Annotated in this window: 16 protein-coding genes; 2 read left to right on the forward strand and 14 right to left on the reverse strand. The window is 44.0% G+C overall.

Going from position 1 to position 19027, the window contains the following annotated elements; all coding sequences use genetic code 11:
* Positions 1-51: 51 nt before the first annotated feature.
* Positions 52-1644 (reverse strand): hypothetical protein, encoded by a 1593-nt coding sequence (locus tag BM377_RS10160; RefSeq protein ID WP_092247614.1) that lies wholly within the window; start codon positions 1642-1644, stop codon positions 52-54.
* Between the two features lie 706 nt (positions 1645-2350).
* Here BM377_RS10160 and BM377_RS10165 point away from each other — a divergent pair.
* Both BM377_RS10165 and BM377_RS10170 read left to right on the forward strand, forming a co-directional pair.
* On the forward strand, positions 2351-3967 hold the full coding sequence (locus BM377_RS10165; protein ID WP_092247617.1) for a metallophosphoesterase: 1617 nt from the start codon (positions 2351-2353) through the stop codon (positions 3965-3967).
* A gap of 70 nt (positions 3968-4037) precedes the next feature.
* Entirely contained in the window at positions 4038-5669 is a 1632-nt protein-coding gene (locus BM377_RS10170; protein ID WP_092247620.1) for a bifunctional UDP-sugar hydrolase/5'-nucleotidase, read from the forward strand.
* A 150-nt stretch (positions 5670-5819) separates the two neighbouring features.
* On the opposite strand, the gene aguB is transcribed toward BM377_RS10170, so the two are convergent.
* The 13 genes from aguB to BM377_RS10235 all read right to left on the reverse strand — a co-directional run bounded on the left by aguB (position 5820) and on the right by BM377_RS10235 (position 18812).
* Positions 5820-6716 (reverse strand): N-carbamoylputrescine amidase, encoded by an 897-nt coding sequence (gene aguB, locus BM377_RS10175; RefSeq protein WP_092247623.1) that lies wholly within the window; start codon positions 6714-6716, stop codon positions 5820-5822.
* Between the two features lie 65 nt (positions 6717-6781).
* Positions 6782-7930: an agmatine deiminase gene (gene aguA / locus BM377_RS10180; RefSeq protein WP_092247626.1), complete on the reverse strand. Its 1149-nt coding sequence runs from the start codon at positions 7928-7930 to the stop codon at positions 6782-6784.
* A 15-nt stretch (positions 7931-7945) separates the two neighbouring features.
* On the reverse strand, positions 7946-9130 hold the full coding sequence (gene nspC / locus BM377_RS10185) for a carboxynorspermidine decarboxylase (protein WP_092247629.1): 1185 nt from the start codon (positions 9128-9130) through the stop codon (positions 7946-7948).
* A gap of 57 nt (positions 9131-9187) precedes the next feature.
* Positions 9188-10450: a saccharopine dehydrogenase family protein gene (locus tag BM377_RS10190; RefSeq protein ID WP_092247632.1), complete on the reverse strand. Its 1263-nt coding sequence runs from the start codon at positions 10448-10450 to the stop codon at positions 9188-9190.
* On the reverse strand, positions 10447-11310 hold the full coding sequence (gene speE / locus BM377_RS10195) for a polyamine aminopropyltransferase (RefSeq protein ID WP_092247773.1): 864 nt from the start codon (positions 11308-11310) through the stop codon (positions 10447-10449). Before speE ends, BM377_RS10190 begins: the two co-directional genes overlap by 4 nt.
* Before the next feature lie 101 nt (positions 11311-11411).
* On the reverse strand, positions 11412-12860 hold the full coding sequence (locus BM377_RS10200; RefSeq protein WP_092247635.1) for an aminotransferase class I/II-fold pyridoxal phosphate-dependent enzyme: 1449 nt from the start codon (positions 12858-12860) through the stop codon (positions 11412-11414).
* Between the two features lie 168 nt (positions 12861-13028).
* Positions 13029-13571: an O-acetyl-ADP-ribose deacetylase gene (locus BM377_RS10205; RefSeq protein WP_092247638.1), complete on the reverse strand. Its 543-nt coding sequence runs from the start codon at positions 13569-13571 to the stop codon at positions 13029-13031.
* Between the two features lie 141 nt (positions 13572-13712).
* Positions 13713-14777 carry a hypothetical protein gene (locus BM377_RS10210; protein WP_143104497.1) on the reverse strand — a complete coding sequence of 355 codons (1065 nt, stop codon included), beginning with the start codon at positions 14775-14777 and terminating at the stop codon, positions 13713-13715.
* A gap of 120 nt (positions 14778-14897) precedes the next feature.
* Positions 14898-15866, reverse strand: coding sequence for a lysozyme inhibitor LprI family protein (locus BM377_RS10215; RefSeq protein WP_092247644.1), 969 nt, complete (start codon positions 15864-15866; stop codon positions 14898-14900).
* 27 nt (positions 15867-15893) lie between these two features.
* Complete coding sequence (locus tag BM377_RS10220; RefSeq protein ID WP_092247647.1) at positions 15894-16571, reverse strand: hypothetical protein; 678 nt, start codon at positions 16569-16571, stop codon at positions 15894-15896.
* 112 nt (positions 16572-16683) lie between these two features.
* Positions 16684-17280, reverse strand: coding sequence for a TIGR04100 family radical SAM protein (locus BM377_RS10225; protein WP_092247650.1), 597 nt, complete (start codon positions 17278-17280; stop codon positions 16684-16686).
* A 12-nt stretch (positions 17281-17292) separates the two neighbouring features.
* Positions 17293-17820, reverse strand: coding sequence for a TIGR04002 family protein (locus BM377_RS10230; protein ID WP_092247653.1), 528 nt, complete (start codon positions 17818-17820; stop codon positions 17293-17295).
* A gap of 80 nt (positions 17821-17900) precedes the next feature.
* On the reverse strand, positions 17901-18812 hold the full coding sequence (locus tag BM377_RS10235; protein WP_092247655.1) for a bifunctional hydroxymethylpyrimidine kinase/phosphomethylpyrimidine kinase: 912 nt from the start codon (positions 18810-18812) through the stop codon (positions 17901-17903).
* Positions 18813-19027 lie beyond the last annotated feature (215 nt).

The raw sequence follows: 19027 nt of genomic DNA on the forward strand, positions 1-19027 counted from the left end.
GAAATACCGGGATTCCCCAGTATTTCTCCTTTTTATATCTATTCAAAAAAATTATTCTGCAGCTTCCTGCTCTTCTACTACCTTAGTAGCAAAGCCAAGCTTCTCAAAGATCTGTGTAATTCTAAGGAAGCCGGCTGTATGAGCGGGCTCATCATTCAATACTTCAAGACCTTCTGCATACGCGGGTGCAACAAGGTCAAATGCAGGAATAAACATTACATATTCCTGATCCTTGTAATCAAAGTGACATCTCTTAGCTACAGGTACATTCTCGCAAAGATACTTAATAACAGTAGGTGTCATGTCAATCTTATCACCAAAGTAAATATCAATAACCTCAAGTGCTGCGATATCATTTCCGCTTGCAGCTACCTGCTTCTGAACCTGATCTGTAACAGCCTTGATAGCCTCATCGGCAAGGTTGTAACCTGCAGGAGCAGCTGCCTCGGCAGGGCTTCCTGAGTTGTCTGAACCACCGCTGATAACAATTGCTTCATCATCCTTGATATCATCAAGATTTACTGTAGCGCCGCCGATCTTAACCTCTGTAGTCTCATCGCCTGTAAGCTGTGAAATGATAAGATGAAGCATTGCAGGAGTAAGCGCGACATTTCCATGAAGTGAATTAATATTAACAGTATATGAGCCATCTTCATTCTTACCGAGGTTATAAGAAAGTTTTCCTACTTCTCCGCTCATCTGACCATCGTCAGTAATCTCGTAGCCATCGTTAGCTTTAAGCGTAATGATACCATCTACAGGAATATCCTCTTTATTAACAGCAGTCTTCTCATAATTAACGCCCATATAATTTTTATCAAAATTATCATAATGAGCCGTTGCATTTTCAAGATTATCAAACGATACCGTATGATACTGATTATCTACAATAATAAGATCATTACCTTTAAATTCTTTGCTGTCATAATTATTAATGATATGGACTGTTCCTTTTCTAGGTGTGACCATAGAGCCATCATGATTAGTATAATTAGAATCCGTACTCACATCTCCATAAACAAATTCATTTACAGTGATTGAATCATTTTCCCAAGCTCCATTAATAATTGCTCCGCCACTATTGACATTAATTGTCCCAACAGAATCTTCTTTATTTTTGTCTAGCATGACATAATTGCTTGGCATTCCTACAACCAAAGCCGATTCACAATTTTCTCCGACTACTCCGGAGCAATTGTAAACAATACCATTATTAACACCAACATAACCATCATTATCACTAACCGATTCTTCATTCACTTCAACTGTACCTGTAGGACTGTTATACAAAACTTCAAATGCATTAGTTCCCACATATCCATCATTCAAAAAAACAGCGTAGCCTTCATTGTATTCAATTTTTCCGGTTTCAGTATTATGTATTACTCCACCACGGTTATAATCAATATCGCCTTCGTTATTTCTCCTCATAGTATGGTTTTCCTGATATGATACTTCTTCTCCTTCCGGATTATCATCTATCCATTCAAAATTTCCGGATATATCTTTATATTGTTCAAGTATATCAGGCGCCGCGCATGCCTCCATCGGCGCTGCGACACTTCCCACAATCGGTGCGATCAGCATGATCGCTGACATTAAAACTACTGCTAATTTTTTTGAAATAAATTCTTTCCTTCTCACACGCTCTCCTTCGCGGTATTTAGTACTTTGCCTCGTATTTGTCCCCCTCTTAAACAATACTTAGCGTTATTAATCTTACTCATATATCTTACCATTAATTTTAAAAAAATATACATCTTTTTTAATAATTTTTATTTATTGCAAGGGAAACTTATATTTTATTAACAGTTTCCACAGAGTTATCCACAATGTGTTCAAAAAAAAATCACATTTAATTTTTACCCCAGTATCTATCGGACTCATCAAAAAATAATCCGTGTATTTTTCGTAACCTTTATTTGACATGATTTTATAATTTTGCTACGGTGTACGAGTGTTCCCCAAACACACTAGTGTTCCCCATAACACTTAACGTTTGTAAAAGGAAAGAGTTTTTACGTAACACCGGAGCTTCGGCTCCGCGAAAAAAAGACATTGCCACATGGCAATGTCTTCACATACATGTGAGAAACAATGAAATACTAAGCAAGACCTGAGAGACAAAAGGGATCATGTATGACCCCTCTATGATTCCCATTACATTTATACAGATGCATCGGAATCCCCAGGTTCCGTCTTTAAATATTCGATCATATAAATGAAGTATGAATCATAGAGAACACATATTATCTATCTAAGCATTATCCCCACAACAAAATAAAGTCTCTCGAACAAAAACCTCTTTCCTCGCACAAACCAAAAACACTGACGAGGAGGTATATTTAAATTGAGAAAAAAAATCGTTCTTAAAAGTATGCTTACAGCCGCTATGGCAATGAGTATGCTCTTTTCTGCAGTAGGTACCAATACTGCATTCGCGGCGGGAAGCGAAAAGGTATCTTTTGATATTTCCAAAGATAAAATCAGTGATAAAACCAGTAAAGACAAAAACTTTTTGGGCAATTTGTTAAAAAAAGATTTATCCAAAAAGATAGTTCTTATTTCTACCAGCGACATTCACGGTGCCCTTTTGGAATTCACTTATGTATCACAGCTTAGAAATCTGCTTAAAAAACAAGGCGCCGAAGTCCTCATCGTAGATTCCGGCGACTTCAGTACAGATAAAGACGTTGATAATTACATTAAGAAAACCAATATGCTGGATAACCCTTCTTTAAAGACCAGAGGTATCGCACCCGTAAAAATCATGAACGCCGTAGGCTATGACATCATCTGCCTGGGCAATCATGAATTTGAAAGGGATAAGACCGATCTGGATGACATCATCAACGAGGCTAATTTCAAAATAGTCGATGCCAATATTTCCAAAGACATATATGCAGAAAGAATTAAGCCTAATTTAATTTTAGGAAACAACGCAAAAATCGGCTTTTTTGGTTTAGATAGTTTGGAAAACAACAGTTGGTACAGAAAGAACAATTTTGAATGTTCCGATGAAGCCACCTATTTGCATGAATGTGCTCAAAATCAGGTAAAAGAATTACAAAACAAAAATGCTGATGTAATAATCGGTCTCACTCATCTTGGAGTAGATGATGACCCCGGTAAAAGAGCTGCAAAAAATCTTGAAAAAGTCGAAGACGATGAAGCATTATGGCCTCAAAAAACAGAAAAACAAAAGAAAGAAGATCCAACAGATAAATATGACTTACTTTATAAAAAAGGAATCAGAAGTGTAGATCTATTTGCTGACGTTAAAGGAATTGACCTTCTACTTGACGGTCATTCTCACACAACAATGACCGGCTGCAAATATTTTGAGGATTTCAATATCCAGTCATGCGGAATCCAGTTCCAGAATATTGGTGTTGTAGTGATCGGCGAAAATGAGAAAAGCAAAAAATATGAGATTGAAGACAGATTCCTTATTCCCGAACAAGATTATGACCAGATCGGTGAAGATGAAAAGATTTCCGGCTATATCGGTTATGTCCTTACGAAAATATATCAAAGTGAAGAAATGAATGCGGAAATAGCCAGAAACGATATCGAAGATTACAATCCCGAAAAAGACTACTCCGAATACTATATAGAAGTTAAAAAAGGTGAAACTGCATATACAGCAGCAGAAAGATTCAGAAAAGAATTAGAATCATCAAAAAATGATGATAGTTCCGCAGCTGATGACTCCTCTTCTATCGAGGCTAGCCTTCCCGAGAATGAGCTCGAAGCTACTGAAGCAGCAAGCAACACAAGTATCGAGAACGAGGACGCTGCAAACAGTGCAAGTTCAGAAGACGAAGCAAATATCGAAGAGTCAACTGAAGAGACATCTTCAGACGATTCTTCAAATGAGAAGTCCAATGATAAATCAGGCAAAACCGGTGACCATCACCGTGAGCGCCATCACCACCGCAACTATAAACACGGTTTCGGCGGCTGATGACGGTATCACCTTAACTATCTGACACATACAGTAACTTGTAAACACAACACATAGGAGGTGAATTACATTGAAAAGAAAATTCGCATTTAAAAGTTTGCTGTCACTGGCAGTAGCAGGTACCCTCTTCTGCGGCAGCGCTATTTCTGCATTCGCGGAGGATATCGGTAATTATAAGGTTAAAATGCCCGGCTCGGAAGACCCCAAGAATATAGAAGAAATTTCAAAAAAATACAACGGTGATCTATCTGATAAAGTAGTCATTCTTTCAACCAATGACACTCATGGCGCAATACTTCAGTTTGCTTATTTTGCTGCTTTAAAGAATTATTTCGCAGACGAGTTAAATGCTTCCGAAGTTCTTCTTGTTGATTCAGGTGACTTCTGTGCTGACAAGGATAAAAAAGATGATGTAGCGGATGGAGAAACAACCACCTTAAGAGTGGCCGACTATAAACAAGAAGGCCATCTTGGAAGTGGTAAACAAATTAGATCAATCAATCTCATGAATGCAGCCGGATATGATTACGCTTGTCTTGGAAACCACGAAATTAGCAGTAAGGGAACGTTACAAGAAATGCTTAATGCGGCAAAATTTAAAGTACTTGATGCCAATATACATACAGATGATAGCTTCAAGTATTCATCAAATGCTGTTGCTGAATTTGATAATCTGAAGATTGGATTCTTTGGCTTGGATACGCATGAAATAAAAGACACCGTAAAAGGTTGGTCCCCAAAAAAGGAAACAGAAGAGAAAAAACAATATAGTGTAGATACGGGTGCCGCTTTAATAGCGTGTGCTCAAAGCCAAGTAGATGAACTAAAAGGAGAAAAAAATAACGCCGATCTTGTCATCTGCCTCTCACACTTAGGTATGCAAAAGGAATATGCCCCGAATCCGGATAATGCAAAAGAAATTGGTGGCGATAGAGATAAAAAGAGAAGTATTGATCTATGGACTGCTGTAAACGGCATTGATCTTATGCTTGACGGGCATTCTCATACTGCTATCTTCGCCGGAGAAAATAATGAGCCAATTATGTCCGGTCAGATATGGGGTAACTACCTCGGTATAATTGTAATCGATAAAAAATCCAAAGAAATGGATAGATTCCTCATTTCAGACCAAAATTATGAGAGCGTATTCGGAACAACCTCTGAAGAGCGTGTATCAAAGCTTAATGAATACGGTGCCGGTGATGTAATCAATCTCCTTGAAGATTACACAGGCAAAGACGCTGAGACACTGTTCGATTACGATTATGACGACGATGATTCTTCAAACGATAAGAACCACGACAAGAATGGCAAGAATGGCCGAAACTCCGGTAAGAATAACGGAAAGAACAATGGCAAAAACGGTAAGAACGATAAGAACAGCAAGAACGGTAAGCACAGCAAGAACGATAGAAACAGTAAGAGCAACAGCAGATTCGGTAAGCGTAGCTTCGAGTACGATGAGGAAGATTTCGAGCTTGAAGAAGATACACAGGCTATAGAGGATGCTTCAACTGAGGCTACAACAGCTGATGAGAATGCTGAGATCACAAGCGAGGCTAATGACGAGAGCAGCACTCAGCTTGATGAACAGTCTACAGATGCTGCAAGCACAGATGATAGCACTGAAGCAACCGAGCAGACTGATGAGCAGGATAACGCTGAACAGAGCGAGGATGCTGAAGTAGATCCCGCAGCATAAAAACTTTTTTCAAAAACATCGTAATTTCATTGTGACAAATACCTCAATATAGATAAAGAGCACAGCCCTTTTGATACGGTCCCAAAGGCGCTGTGCTCTTTTATTATCCAAAACTTATTATCAAATAATACTACTCTATTCCCGCAAGGATCACTTGACCAGCTCTCCGTAGCATGAAGGTCTTCTGTCTCTAAAGAGCCCCCATGACGATCTCATCTTACTGTTCTCTTCAAAATCATACTCGGCATAGATGATCTCTTCCTTGTCGCGACTTGCCTTGGCAATAACATCTCCCGTCTGATCCGTAAGGAAGCTGCTTCCGTAGAAGCATAACGAAGACTTCTGCCCGCCGTTTTCCTCACAAGGCTCAACATCCTCTTTACCGATTCTGTTAGCCGCCGCAACAGGAATGATATTTGCTGCGGAATGCCCCTGCATCGTTCTCATCCAATGGCCCGAGCTGTCCACATCAAGAATCGGCTCCGATCCGATTGCTGTAGGATACAGGATAATATCCGCTCCGCCAAGTGCAAGACACCTTGCCGTCTCAGGGAACCACTGATCCCAGCAGATTCCGACTCCTATCCTTCCCGCCTGAGTCTCAAACACCTTAAAGCCCGTGTTTCCCGGAGTAAAATAAAACTTCTCCTGATAATAGTGATCGTCCGGAATATGAGTCTTTCTGTAAACTCCGACAATCTTGCCGTCGGCGTCGATCATCGCAACCGAATTATAAAAGACATTCTCATCCTTCTCAAAGACGCTTATCGGCATGACCACTTTGTTTTCCTTGCAAAACTCGCTAAAGTAGATAACAGCCGGGTTCTCCAAGATCGGAACCGCAAGCTCATAGTAGTCATATCTTCTCTCCTGGCAGAAATACTTTCTTTCAAACAGCTCTGACAAAAGAATTATCTTAGCGCCGTTATCTGCCGCTTTTTTAGCTAGCTCAGCAGCTTTCTTTATGTTATTGTCAACCTGCTCCTTATCGGACGCACAAGGCGCTCCGCAGGCAAACTGGATACATGCAACTTTTGTAAGCGACATCTCTATCTCCTTTTCAAATATACTACAGACATTTGCACTTTACCGCACATGTCGTAAGAACACGATCATCCCCTCGGCACCTGCTGCGTAATGCAGTGAATATTACCGCCGCCGAGCAAAATATCCCTCGCAGGAATCCCGATTACTTCCCTACCCGGACACAGCTTCCTTAAAATCTCAAGCGCCCTCTTATCGCTATCCTCATTCTCACCGCCAAACATCGGAAGCAAAACAGCTCCGTTTATATAGTAGTAATTGACATAACTCGCAGCAAGTCTCTCTCCGACCTCTCGGAAATCCTCGCCCTCTTCAAACTCATAGTTACCAAGATCTTTTTCTGTAATAAAAATAGGCTTCTCCGGAATCGGAAGCTTGTGGATCACAATCTCTCTGCCCTTCGCATCCTTCTGCGACCTAAGATATTCATAAGAGGCAAAAGAAAGCTCGTACTGCGGATCGTTCCTGTCATCCGTCCACGCAAGCACAACCTCGCCGGGCGCCACAAACGCGCACACATTGTCGACATGCTCGTTTGTCTCATCATTGTAGATGCCTCGAGGAAGCCACAAGATCTTTTTCGCACCAAGATAAGTCTTAAGCCTATCCTCAATCTCATCCTTGGACAGCGACGGATTCCTTCCCTTACTCATAAGACAGCTCTCCGTCACCATCACCGTTCCCTCGCCGTCGGAATGGATCGATCCACCCTCAAGAACAAAAGGCGCAGCGTCATAATAATCACAGTTCATATGCGCCAAAAACTTACAAGCAAGCGCATCGTCCTTATCCCAAGTAGCATAAAGCCCGTCGTACTCTCCGCCCCATGCGTTAAAGCTCCAGTTGATACCTCTGACCGATTTGTCACCGTCAACAACAAAAGTCGGTCCGACATCCCTTGCCCAGGCATCATCCGAATCTATCGCAATTACTTCTTTTCTTTTATCAAACTCAGAACGAGAAAGACCTGTCGCAGGAAAAAGACTCTCCAAAAACTCGCACGCCTCATCATAAAAATCCGAAGAAGCCGCCAAAAAAAGCTTCTCTCTCTTCATGATCTCGGTGTAGATCCTGCCGAAAGAATTAAGCGCTCCGCTCCTGTCTTTTCCCCAGCTTCCGGGACGAGTCGGATATATCATAAGGGTTCCTTCATGCTCCGCAAACTCCGCAGGCATAAAGAAACCGTCTTTGTCAGGTGTTGTATGTAACCTCTTCATATATGTTCCTATAAATCACAATCTCATCTTGAAGTCGTCGTAGCCAAAGCGCTTAAGCACCTCAACCTCGCCGTCCTCATGCATTATATCGATATCGGGAAGCGGCATTCCGTTAAAAGTATTGTTCTTAACCATGCTGTAGATCGCCATATCTTCAAAATACAGCCTGTCGCCGATTCCGATCTCTTTATCAAAACTGTAGTCGCCGATAATATCCCCCGCAAGGCAGGTTCTCGACGAAAGCCTGTACGTATTGGCAAGCTCTCCCGCTTCACCGCTGTCACGAAGCGGCGGCCTATACGGCATCTCAAGAACGTCAGGCATGTGACAAGCCGCCGAAGTATCAAGAATAAGCACCGGATACTTCTCCGTCTTAACAATGTCCATTACGGTCGTAACAAGAAGCCCCGCGTCAAGCGCGATCGCTTCGCCCGGCTCAAGATAAACCTCGATACCGTAAGTATCTTTTATCCTCTTAACGAGCTTTATAAGCCCTTCTCTGTCGTAGTCTTCCTTGGTTATGTGATGTCCACCGCCAAGGTTGATCCACTTGATCTTGCCCTCTTCGCCTTTACGCGTAGGGAAGAATCGTTTAAAAGAGCTTTCGACTTCAAGAAACGTCTTTTCAAGCGGCTCAAATCCCTGTTCGCACAATGTATGGAAATGAAGCCCCGAAACGCCCTTGGGAAGCTTATCTCCAAGGTCCGCGTTTCTTATTCCGAGCCTTGACCCCGAAGCACACGGATCATAGATCTCATGCCCTTCCTGCGTGCTGTACTCGGGATTTATTCGAAGCCCTACAAAGAGACGTCCGTTTTTGACATTCTTCTCCCAGACCTCTCTGTGATGCTCAAGCTGCGTAAGTGAATTAAAGACCATGTGGTCACAGATCTCACACAGCTCTTTTATCTCATCGTCATTAAAAGCAGGCTCAAAGACATGATTTTCGATCTTGCGCTTACCCTTTAAAGGTTCGATCATCTCTTCTTTCGCAAGCCTTGCTTCATATAAACCCGAAGCCGTAGCTCCGGACAAATACTCACCTATCATAGGATAAGTCTTATATGCGGAAAAAGCCTTCTGCGCAAGAAGTATCTTGGCGCCCGACTCTTTCTGCACATAGCTTAAAATCTCAAGGTTTTCTTTTAATTTCTTTTCATCAATTACATAAGCAGGAGTTGTGATCTCCGATATCTTCATCCGTTTTCTCCCAGAGTTTCAATATGCAGTCAAACCGCTGCTTCTATGCACGTAGCGTCAATCCACAAGAGCGGGATTCTCATCAACCACCCAAGGAAGTCCGTACTCATTAAGCATCTCCATGTAAGGATCGGGATCGAACTCGTCCGTTGTGTACACACCGGGCTTCTTCCACTGTCCGTTAACAACAAGAGCAGTTCCGATCATAGCAGGCACACCTGTTGTGTAGCTGATAGCCTGGCTTCCGAGCTCCTTGTAGCATTCCTGATGATCACATACATTGTAGATGTAAACCGTCTTTTCTTTTCCATCCTTGATTCCGCGGAAGATACAGCCAATGTTGGTCTTTCCGACTGTTCTCGGTCCAAGGCTTGCGGGATCCGGAAGAAGTGCCTTTAAGAACTGGATGGGCACGATTTCTTTTCCCTCAAAGTTAATGGGACTTGTTGAAAGCATTCCGACATCTTCAAGGCAGCGCATATGATCAAGATAGCTCTGACCGAACGTCATGAAGAAACGGATTCTTTTTACCTCGGGGAAGTTTCTTCCGAGAGCCTCGATCTCCTCGTGATGAAGAAGGTACATGTCCTTCTCACCTACCTCGGGGAAGTTGTAAACTCTCTTGATCTCCATGGGCTTAGTCTCAACCCAGTGTCCGTCCTCCCAGTAGCTTCCGTTCGCGCTAACTTCGCGAAGGTTGATCTCGGGATTAAAGTTGGTCGCAAAAGCGTAACCGTGGTCACCGCCGTTGCAATCAAGAATATCGATAGTGTGAATCTCGTCAAAATAATGCTTCTTGGCATAAGCGGTAAACACGCTTGTTACGCCGGGATCGAAGCCTGTTCCGAGAAGGCCTGTGATACCTGCCTCCTTGAACTTATCCATATAAGCCCACTGCCAGCTGTAGTCAAAATAAGCTGTGAAGCCCTTTTCCTTGCAGCGCTTCTCGTAGATCTCACGCCACTTCGGATCATCCGTATCCTCAGGCTCATAGTTGGCTGTGTCGATATAATCAACCTTGCACTCGAGGCAAGCGTCCATGATAACAAGATCCTGATAAGGAAGCGCAACGTTAAGAACCGCGTCAGGCTTATACTCCTTGATAAGTGCGATCAGCTCGTTTACGTCATCGGCATTAACCGCCTTTGTTGTGATCTTTACGCTGCTTCCGCTCTTTTCAATCTTATCTTTTAAAGCGTCGCACTTGGAAACCGTGCGGCTTGCTATGCAAAGCTCCGTAAATGTCTTGCTGTTCTGACAGCACTTCTGTATTGCAACCTGTGCGACTCCGCCGCAACCAATAACAAGTAATCTGCTCATCTGGACATGTCCTCCTCTTCCTGTAATAAGTCTTCTACGTACTTGGGCAGCATGAACGCTCCCTTATGCAAATGCGTGGTGTAATACCACGTCTTGACCCCTCTCTCATCCCATCTGTCAGGATTGAAGTCCTTGAGCGGATGGTACTTCTTGCTGGCAAATCCAAAGAGCCAGTAACCTGCGGGGCATGTCGGGATATGCGCCTGATAAACCCTGTTTACCGGGAATACTCTGAACGCCTTCCTGTGCATCGCTCTGCAGCTCTCCTCATCCTCATCGTAGAACGGGCTTCCGTGCTGGTACACCATGATGCCGTCGTCGTGAAGCGCCTTGTAGCAGCTTCCGTAGAACTCCTTGGTAAAAAGACCTGCCTCATGGCCAAGGGGCTCGGTCGCATCGTTGATTATAAGATCATACATATCCTCGCACTTACGAAGATACTTAAGTCCGTCCTGATAATAAATATGAACTCTGTCATCCTCAAGTCCGATCGCATTGTCCGGGAAATATTGCTTGCAGACATCCACAAACATGTTGTCCGGCTCAACAACGTCGATTACCTTGATCTCCTCATAGTGAGTGAGCTCTCTGGCAACACCGCCGTCGCCGCCACCAAGAACCAGGACTCTCTGAACCTTGGGGTGAACCGCCATCGGAACATGAACGATCATCTCATCGTAAGTAAACTCGTCCTTCTCGGAAAAGATAATATTACCGTCCGAAGTAAGGAACTTGCCAAACTCAGGTGAGTCAAAAACGTCTATTCTCTGAAATTCGCTGCTACCGGAAAAGAGCTGTTTGCTGATCCTGATGCTGATCTTAACGTTTCCGGTATGCATATCGCTAAACCAATAATCCATCTCTGCCATTATCGATCTCCTATAAACGCAACCATATAGCGTGTCTATGTATTATTCATTATATCATGATGTGGTCTGTTCCGCGCGATGCGCACCCACGATCACTTAAGCACAAAAAGCTCGGAAATATCCTCACTCTCGGGTCCCTGCATCGAGCAACCTTTCTCCCTTGCTGTCGTTATATAGTCGAGAATCTCCTCTGTGATAACTTCTCCGGGAGAAAGAATCGGTATTCCCGGCGGATAACACATAACAGACTCCGCACTTATCCTGCCGACTGAATTCTCGATAGAAACAGGCTCTTTTTCCGCATAAAAAGCTTCCTGAGGTGTCGCCTTAACAATAGGTGTCACGTACTCCGCAGAGAAAAAGCTCTGCTCAGGCTTGGAATAAAGTCTTCTGATATCGGCAAGCGCTCCCGCAAGTCTCTCAATATCCTGCAGCCTGTCGCCGATTGAAATATATGCCATGACATTGGACAGATCACCAAACTCCATCTGAATGTCATATTCATCTCTTAAAAGGTCATAGACCTCGATACCCGTAAGACCGATGCTCCTGGTATTTACAACTAGCTTGGTCTCATCGAAATCATAGATACTTCCGCCGTTTATAAGCTCATTACCGTAAGCGTAGTAACCGCCGATATCGTTGATCTCTTCTCTCGCATACTGCGCCATCTTGGTTACTTTGGCAAAGCTGTCCGCTCCGTTGAGCGCAAGATTTCTTCTTGAAATATCAAGACTTCCGAGCAAAAGATAGCTTGCACTCGTAGTCTGCGTAAGATTCACAACCCTACTGATGTATCCGACATTGGCACCCTCTCCGCACAAAAGAACCGAGCTCTGCGTAAGACTTCCGCCCGACTTGTGCATACTGATCGCTGCCATGTCCGCTCCCGCAGCCATCGCATTTAAGGGAAGTCCCGGTCCGAAATACAAATGCGTTCCGTGAGCCTCATCAACAAGCGCCTTCATGCCGTTTTTATGAGCAAGCTCGACGATTGCCTTAAGATCTGAACAAATACCGTAATAAGAAGGATTATTAATAAGGATAGCTTTCGCATCCGGATTCTCTTTTACCGCCTTCTTAACGTCCGCGATCTCCATTCCGAGCGGAATTCCAAGCTTCGTATCAACTTTGGGATCGATATATACCGGAACCGCGCCGCAAAGAATAAGCGCGTTGATCGCACTCTTGTGCACGTTCCTCGGCATAATGATCTTCTCGCCCTTTTTAACGGTAGAAAGAACCATCGCCTGAACCGCACTCGTTGTTCCGTTGACCATCATGAACGCATGCGCTGCACCGAAAGCATCAGCCATGAGCTCCTCTGCATCCTTAATAACCGATACCGGATGACAAAGATTATCAAGTGGTTTCATTGAATTAACGTCTACACTGACGCATCTATCTCCCAGGAAACTAACAAGCTCGGGATTACCTCTGCCCCTCTTGTGTCCCGGAACGTCAAAGGGAACAACCCTCTGCTTACGAAATCTCTCTATAGCCTCGTAGACAGGCGCTTTCTTTTGTCTGCTAAGGTCCAACTTGCCGATCCTCCTACCAAATAAAACTTCGCGAGTAAAAGGGAGCGGTGCGAGTCTTCGCACTACTCCCCGTTAAAATCCAATTGTACAGTAAACTTATAATACTATATATTGCTTCATTATGAAAGTAAAAAATTTGTATACAATCTTTTGCCGAAAAAGAGCTGTCTACTGCCCGTTCTCGAGTTTCAGATAAGCTTCAAGCTCTTCCTCTCTAAAACAGCAGATATAAACATTTATCACAGCATCCTCGTGCGCTGCAAGCCAGTCTTTTACTGCTTTCATGGCGACCTTCGCGGCGTCGCCCAAAGGGTATCCGTAGACACCTGTCGAGATGCAAGGAAAAGCAACGCTCTCAAAGCCTCTCTCAAGCGCCCTGTCGAGGCTGTTTGTATAGCACGATGCCAAAAGGTGCGCATCCTCATCGGATCCGCTGTACACGGGACCGACGGTATGGATTATAGCCTTGGCAAAAGAAATATCGTATGCCCCTGTAGCCTTGGCATCGCCCGTCTCGCACCCTCCGAGCGTTCTGCACTCGGAAAGAAGTCCCGGACCTGCCGCCCTGTGGATCGCGCCGTCGACACCGCCGCCTCCCAGAAGCGTATTGTTTGCGGCATTAACTATAGCGTCGACCTTAACGTCCAGAACACCGCCTTTTACTATATTAATATATGCGTTGCTTCCGCACTTAATAACTTTTTGAATCATATCGCCCTCCTATCCTTATTATAATTCTATTTTTGGACAGGGAAAACCCACGGAAGCTTTGTTTCATTCTCCCGTGGGTTTTTATGAGGTGGGGTATATTATCTATAAAAAACAACTGACGTAAACTGCACGAAAGTGTTTTTATAGGGCAATAATAGCGGAGTACTCGCTGTCTCCGTGATAACCTCCTGTTATCTGGTCGTAATCAAGCCACAGATAAAGGTTATCTCCTTCATATCTCCAGTGAACGTTGTCACTCTTTATAGCTTTTTTAACTTCTTCTGTGATAACGAAATAATCCTTATCGTTATGCGCTGAATATATCTGATCTGCCGCATCCTGGATCTGAGCCTCTGTAAGGCCCTGTACATCTGAAAGCTTTGTAAAATCCTTAGTGTCCTTACTTATAAAATAAGATTCTTCATAAACATTAGGATGAGGTCCTCCGACTTCCTGTATCCTCGAAACATTGATATAAACATATTGAGCCTGTTCATCAATGGATACGGAATTAACCTTCTGCGAATAATACGCAACATTGGCGTTATCGGCAAGATCTTTATTCTTTTCATTTTCAAATATCTCGTTAAGCTCGCCTACAACCTTGTTATAATCAGGGTTCATGCAAGAAAACTTAGGATATTCGTATGAATATAACTGTGTTACGTTGGAACCGTCCCCTGCCGCGGTCTCACAACCTACGGCAATACCCGCACTTGCGAGATTCTGATCGCCGGAAACCTGTGCGTTATCGGCAGGTGCCTGTGCCTGTTCACCACCTGACGGTGTAGGCTTAACATCCTGTGTAGGCTTAGGTGCCGGAGTAGGTACTCCTTGTTCCCAAGATGCGCTTGTTTCCTTAACTGCAGGCGTCTGTTCCTGTGTTTTATTGGGAGGAGTCTGTGCCCCGTCTGTCGTTACTGAAGATGCTGCTGAAGCCGAAGCCTCATCTTTGATACTCTCAGATGAAGATGCGCTCGCGGAAGCGTCTTCATCATGCTCTTCATCTTCTACCGAAGACTCTGCAGCCGAAGATTCCTTAGTTGGAATAGGAATACCGGGTTCAGAGTTTTCGCTTGTTGCCTCAACGGCAGAACCAAACTCACTCTCAATATCCATTTCGCTACAACCTGCCGTAGCAAGCATAGCACCCAATAAGGAAAGAATTAAAATGTTTCTCCTCCATTTCCTTATTTGATTTCTCATAAAATTCTCCTCTTATAAAGCGTTCGTGTCGTCGTCTTTAACACTATAGTTATATTATCACATAATTGTTAATCTGTCTAGTATATTTTTTAATATTTTTTAAATATTTTTAAATATTATTTAAAATACCATATCAAACACGTGCTTTTCCCCGGTTGCGATGATGTCATCGCCCTGCGTTACCTCAAATATAGCGCCATCCCAACCGTATTTGATAATTCCTTTAATACTTCCGGTATCATCCGTAAACTCAAGCTCTCCGTTTCCTTTTTTGGTAAAAGAGCCTTCTATATCTTTCTCTCTGTAAAGAGCAAGCTTAACAATGTCATCGCCTTCCATGCTCTGTGTGATCACCATTGTACTGTAAATATCGCTTGTTCCCTGCGTATCAACATATGTGTTATACAGAGCTCTCTCGGGCATTGTAAAGCTCTCTCCTTTAATCTTTGCAAGCTCAGATGCAAGGATCACGTCTCTGTTATATGTAAGGGATCCCATGCAATTATTATATAAAAGCGGATAAATCGTTCCGCTCTCTTCACGAGGACCGATCTCGGAAATGATCACATCTTCTTTCATTGAATTCCAATTTCTCTGCGCGGAAAGTAAGCTTTCTTTTGTAGCCGCATCTGCGCTCTTATCAATTCTGCCCCAGAGACTGTTAAGTTCATAATCATATACTTTAACGCTCCATGCCGATGCCATATTCATATCGGCCTGTCCCATTGCTTCCTGTGCATACTCATCGTACTTAGCAGCAATTTTAACCACCTTATCAAACTCATCCTGAATAGATGATGCCGATGAGATCGCCGCCTCAACTTCTTTTTCTATATCAGCGGTGTAATCAGCTCCGAAATCCTTGGTCGGATCAAAGTCAGAAGTACTGTTGTCATTCTCGCTCAGATCTGCCTGAGTATCTTCTGAAGTAGCCTGCTCATCCGTATCAGCTTCCTGCTTGTCAGGTGCAGTCTCCTCGATAGACTCGCTGCTTACGCCGCTACCGGTTTCCTCAAATATCTCATCATTACAACCGGCAAGCGAGAGCATAGTGATCATAAGTGCTCCGATAAGTACTTTCCTTTTCATAAACGTTTTTCTCCTTTAGTTTATAGTTTAATTTATAGAAAATTTCTCTATAATTCTATTGGCTATTCCTGCGCAAAGCTCATGATTGGATCCTACAATGTTATACTGAATCGTTACACAATATACAGTTTCATCAACGTTTTTCTCCTGATATATGAAGCAGTTATCTCCCATAACTCCTTCAAGATTAAAGCCCTGACCACCGTTTAACTCATCAACCGATACACTTTCCATCTTGCTTGAAAAGTAGTCATGATCATACATAACAGCTTCATCAGCACTTCCTGCAGGTGTCTGTGCTCCGGGAACTGCACTGACCTCAACGATCATCCCATTAATCGTATCAGAGAATATCATCATATTTCCTGCTGCTGTCTGCTCAGGTGTCTCAGATGTAAAATCAGCAGGCACCTCGAACTTAGCATTCATCACGGAATATTCCTTCCACTGAAGATCGCCCGCCTCGGCAAGCATAGGAACGCCGTCGGCATTAACCTTTCCTGTATCTGTCGCTTCGTCCCCCGATGTATTCATGGAAGCGTCTGTCTCTGTCTCATCATCAAAAGTTAAATCCTTAGCAGTTTCTTCTCTGCTCATCTCAATATTACTTTCCTCTACGTCAGGAGTAGTGCTCTCAACTTCGTCTGCACATGCTGTAAGCAGCATGGCTGCAACTATAATCGGTAAAATAAACTTTCTTTTCATTTCTCTTCCCTTTCTTTTATGAAAACAACTGTAACATTTCTATAACATAATATCACATTTTGCAAAAAAAGCAAACCAAATAAAAAGGCCCCAAAACGGGGGCCCTGCGAGATCAGCTGTAATGCCTGATTTTTAGCTCTATTCCGGTTTCCTTAGATATCTTCTTGCACTTCTCAATATCTTCTTCGGGAAGGACATCGACGATAGACCACTTAACATCGCCAATCTTCGCCTTGCACTTCGTTGCGAAATCGACCATCTTAACGAAACCGTTATCGTAACGGGGTCTCGTAACCTCTTGGTATTTGGCGGCGTCCGGGGCGTTGAGGCTGACGGATACACTGTCGATAACTTCCGCAAGGTCCGGCACAATGTCTCGTCCATTCTCTTCATTTCCGAGACCGTTTGTGTTAAGGCGTGTCTTAAGGCCTTTTTCTTCCTTGGCGATCTTTGCCGCAGCAAGGAGTGTCTCCAGCTCGCAGGTGGGCTCTCCGTATCCGCAGAACACAAGCTCGTCAAATCCCGTAAAATCATAGTCTCGAACCGCCTGCAAAATTTCCTCCTTCGACGGATTCTTCTCATGCCAAAGCGTATCCGCGCTGCCAACGCCGTCCTTAAGCGAGCGTATGCAGAACGTGCAGCTGCAATTGCACTTATTTGTGATGTTTGCGTAAACCGAATTTTTATATGTATAAAGAATGTCTGCCATCTTGAAATCTCCTTAAGTCGTATATTTTAAAACCGTTCTCTTAACCGACGCCCCGTCAAGCGCAGCTGCCGCGATATAGAAAAAGAGCGCGCTTCCGCCGGACTGAACAAGACTACCCGAAAACGCCGCTATTATCGCCGTCTTACTTCCAAACAAGATCATCTCAGCAATGTAATATCCAAACGCCGAGATAAAAAAAGAAACGATCGGCGCGATCATGTTACGCCTTGATATCAGCGACTTACTGCGACTTGAAAATGGCAGTACGATCAGCATCTTAATGATCATCGTAGGAAGCATCCACATCGGCGCCGTCAGAAGATCGGCTATACCGCCGCCCAGCGCTCCCACCACAGACGCATAAGGTGTGGGCAAAAGAACTGCCGCAAGATATATCACGGAATCTCCAAAATGCACGTACCCTCCGTTCATCCCAACAGGAACATGAAAAATATATGCCGTAAATATAACGGTCATCGCCGTCATAAGACCCGTAAGCGCCATAAGTCTTGTCTTTGTCTGTCTCTTTTTCTCTATCATAATCTATCTCCTCCTAAAAAATATATTTCGCATCTGAACCGGGCCACTCACCGCCCTCCCAGAGCACTTCCGCCGCCGGCTCAAATGCGACGCAGTACCTTCTCGAAGTCAACTCCGTAGTTTCTGTCATCGGATGTCGTTGCGGCTATTGCCTCGCATATAAATGAAGAAGCCGCCTTGACTGCGTCTACAATCTCCAAGCCGTTTAGAATATTCCCAAGAAGCAGCGCAGCGAACAGATCGCCTGTGCCGGAATAGCTTCTGCCGTTTGTCTTACCACATATGTATTCATATTTATCACCGTAAACAACAAGGTTATAAAGCTCATCGCCCTCGCCGGGGATTCCCGTAACGACAACAGTCTGCTCCGCATGCGCCCTTGCCCGCCTCGCGATCTCCACGATCCGATCGCGATCCGCTTCGGAAGCGGCGCCTTTCAAAGCAATCTCTGCGATCTCATCGGAAGCCACATCCGAAGCAAAGGTATCCGACGCGCCCTCAGCGCTTTCTCCCGCCGGGGCTTTGCTCCCCGTCGCCGCAAGCTCGGCTCCCGCAAGCAGACACGCCTCCGTAAGATTCGGTGTTATTATGTCCGCCGTCGCCGCGAGGTCTTTTATCTTGGCGAGCATCGCGTCGGAGTAGTTGGAATAGCACTTCCCGCCGTCACCCATCACGGGATCGACCAGAAGCACCGCGCCCTCGCGGTTAAATGTATTTACGAAGTCAAGTACACTCCCCGCCATTTCTTCACTAGGCATGTAGCCCGTAAGCACGCCGTCGAAGGTCACTCCCATCTTGCTCCATTCTTCTTTGCTATGCTGCACCATATCTCCCGTATCGTGCATATAATATGACGAAAAGCCTGTCTGTGCGGTAAGTACCGCAGTCGGAACCGGACAGACCTCAATTCCCATCGAAGATAAAACCGATATATCTGCCAAAAGTGAGCATTTACCAAAGCCCGACAGATCATTAACCGCTGCAACCCTCATGTTTACAGCTCCTTTCAACAATTATTTAAAAGACACTTTACTCCAATGCTGGATATATAAAAATAGTCAATTCAATGTTTTTTCTTATAACCAGATTAAAGCACAAAAAAAGGCGGAGATTTCTCTCCGCCTCAGACTGTAGACAAAGTGGTCTTGAGAGCATAGCTCTCAAGGCCATTTTTCATCTTATGATGATGATTTTATAATAAATATGG

Origin of the sequence: Butyrivibrio sp. INlla21, assembly GCF_900116875.1 — a bacterium.
In the GTDB taxonomy this organism is placed as follows: Bacteria; Bacillota; Clostridia; order Lachnospirales; family Lachnospiraceae; genus Butyrivibrio.

Coding starts and splice junctions, on each gene's coding strand:
- aguB (WP_092247623.1), bottom strand. CDS start 6,716: ATGTCGCTTACAAAAGTTGCATGTATCCAGTTTGCCTGCGGAGCGCCT.
- BM377_RS10230 (WP_092247653.1), bottom strand. CDS start 17,820: ATGATAGAGAAAAAGAGACAGACAAAGACAAGACTTATGGCGCTTACG.
- BM377_RS10225 (WP_092247650.1), bottom strand. CDS start 17,280: ATGGCAGACATTCTTTATACATATAAAAATTCGGTTTACGCAAACATC.
- BM377_RS10215 (WP_092247644.1), bottom strand. CDS start 15,866: ATGAAAAGGAAAGTACTTATCGGAGCACTTATGATCACTATGCTCTCG.
- speE (WP_092247773.1), bottom strand. CDS start 11,310: ATGGATTATTGGTTTAGCGATATGCATACCGGAAACGTTAAGATCAGC.
- nspC (WP_092247629.1), bottom strand. CDS start 9,130: ATGAAGATATCGGAGATCACAACTCCTGCTTATGTAATTGATGAAAAG.
- BM377_RS10205 (WP_092247638.1), bottom strand. CDS start 13,571: ATGATTCAAAAAGTTATTAAGTGCGGAAGCAACGCATATATTAATATA.
- BM377_RS10220 (WP_092247647.1), bottom strand. CDS start 16,571: ATGAAAAGAAAGTTTATTTTACCGATTATAGTTGCAGCCATGCTGCTT.
- BM377_RS10210 (WP_143104497.1), bottom strand. CDS start 14,777: ATGAGAAATCAAATAAGGAAATGGAGGAGAAACATTTTAATTCTTTCC.
- BM377_RS10190 (WP_092247632.1), bottom strand. CDS start 10,450: ATGAGCAGATTACTTGTTATTGGTTGCGGCGGAGTCGCACAGGTTGCA.
- BM377_RS10235 (WP_092247655.1), bottom strand. CDS start 18,812: ATGAGGGTTGCAGCGGTTAATGATCTGTCGGGCTTTGGTAAATGCTCA.
- aguA (WP_092247626.1), bottom strand. CDS start 7,930: ATGAAGAGGTTACATACAACACCTGACAAAGACGGTTTCTTTATGCCT.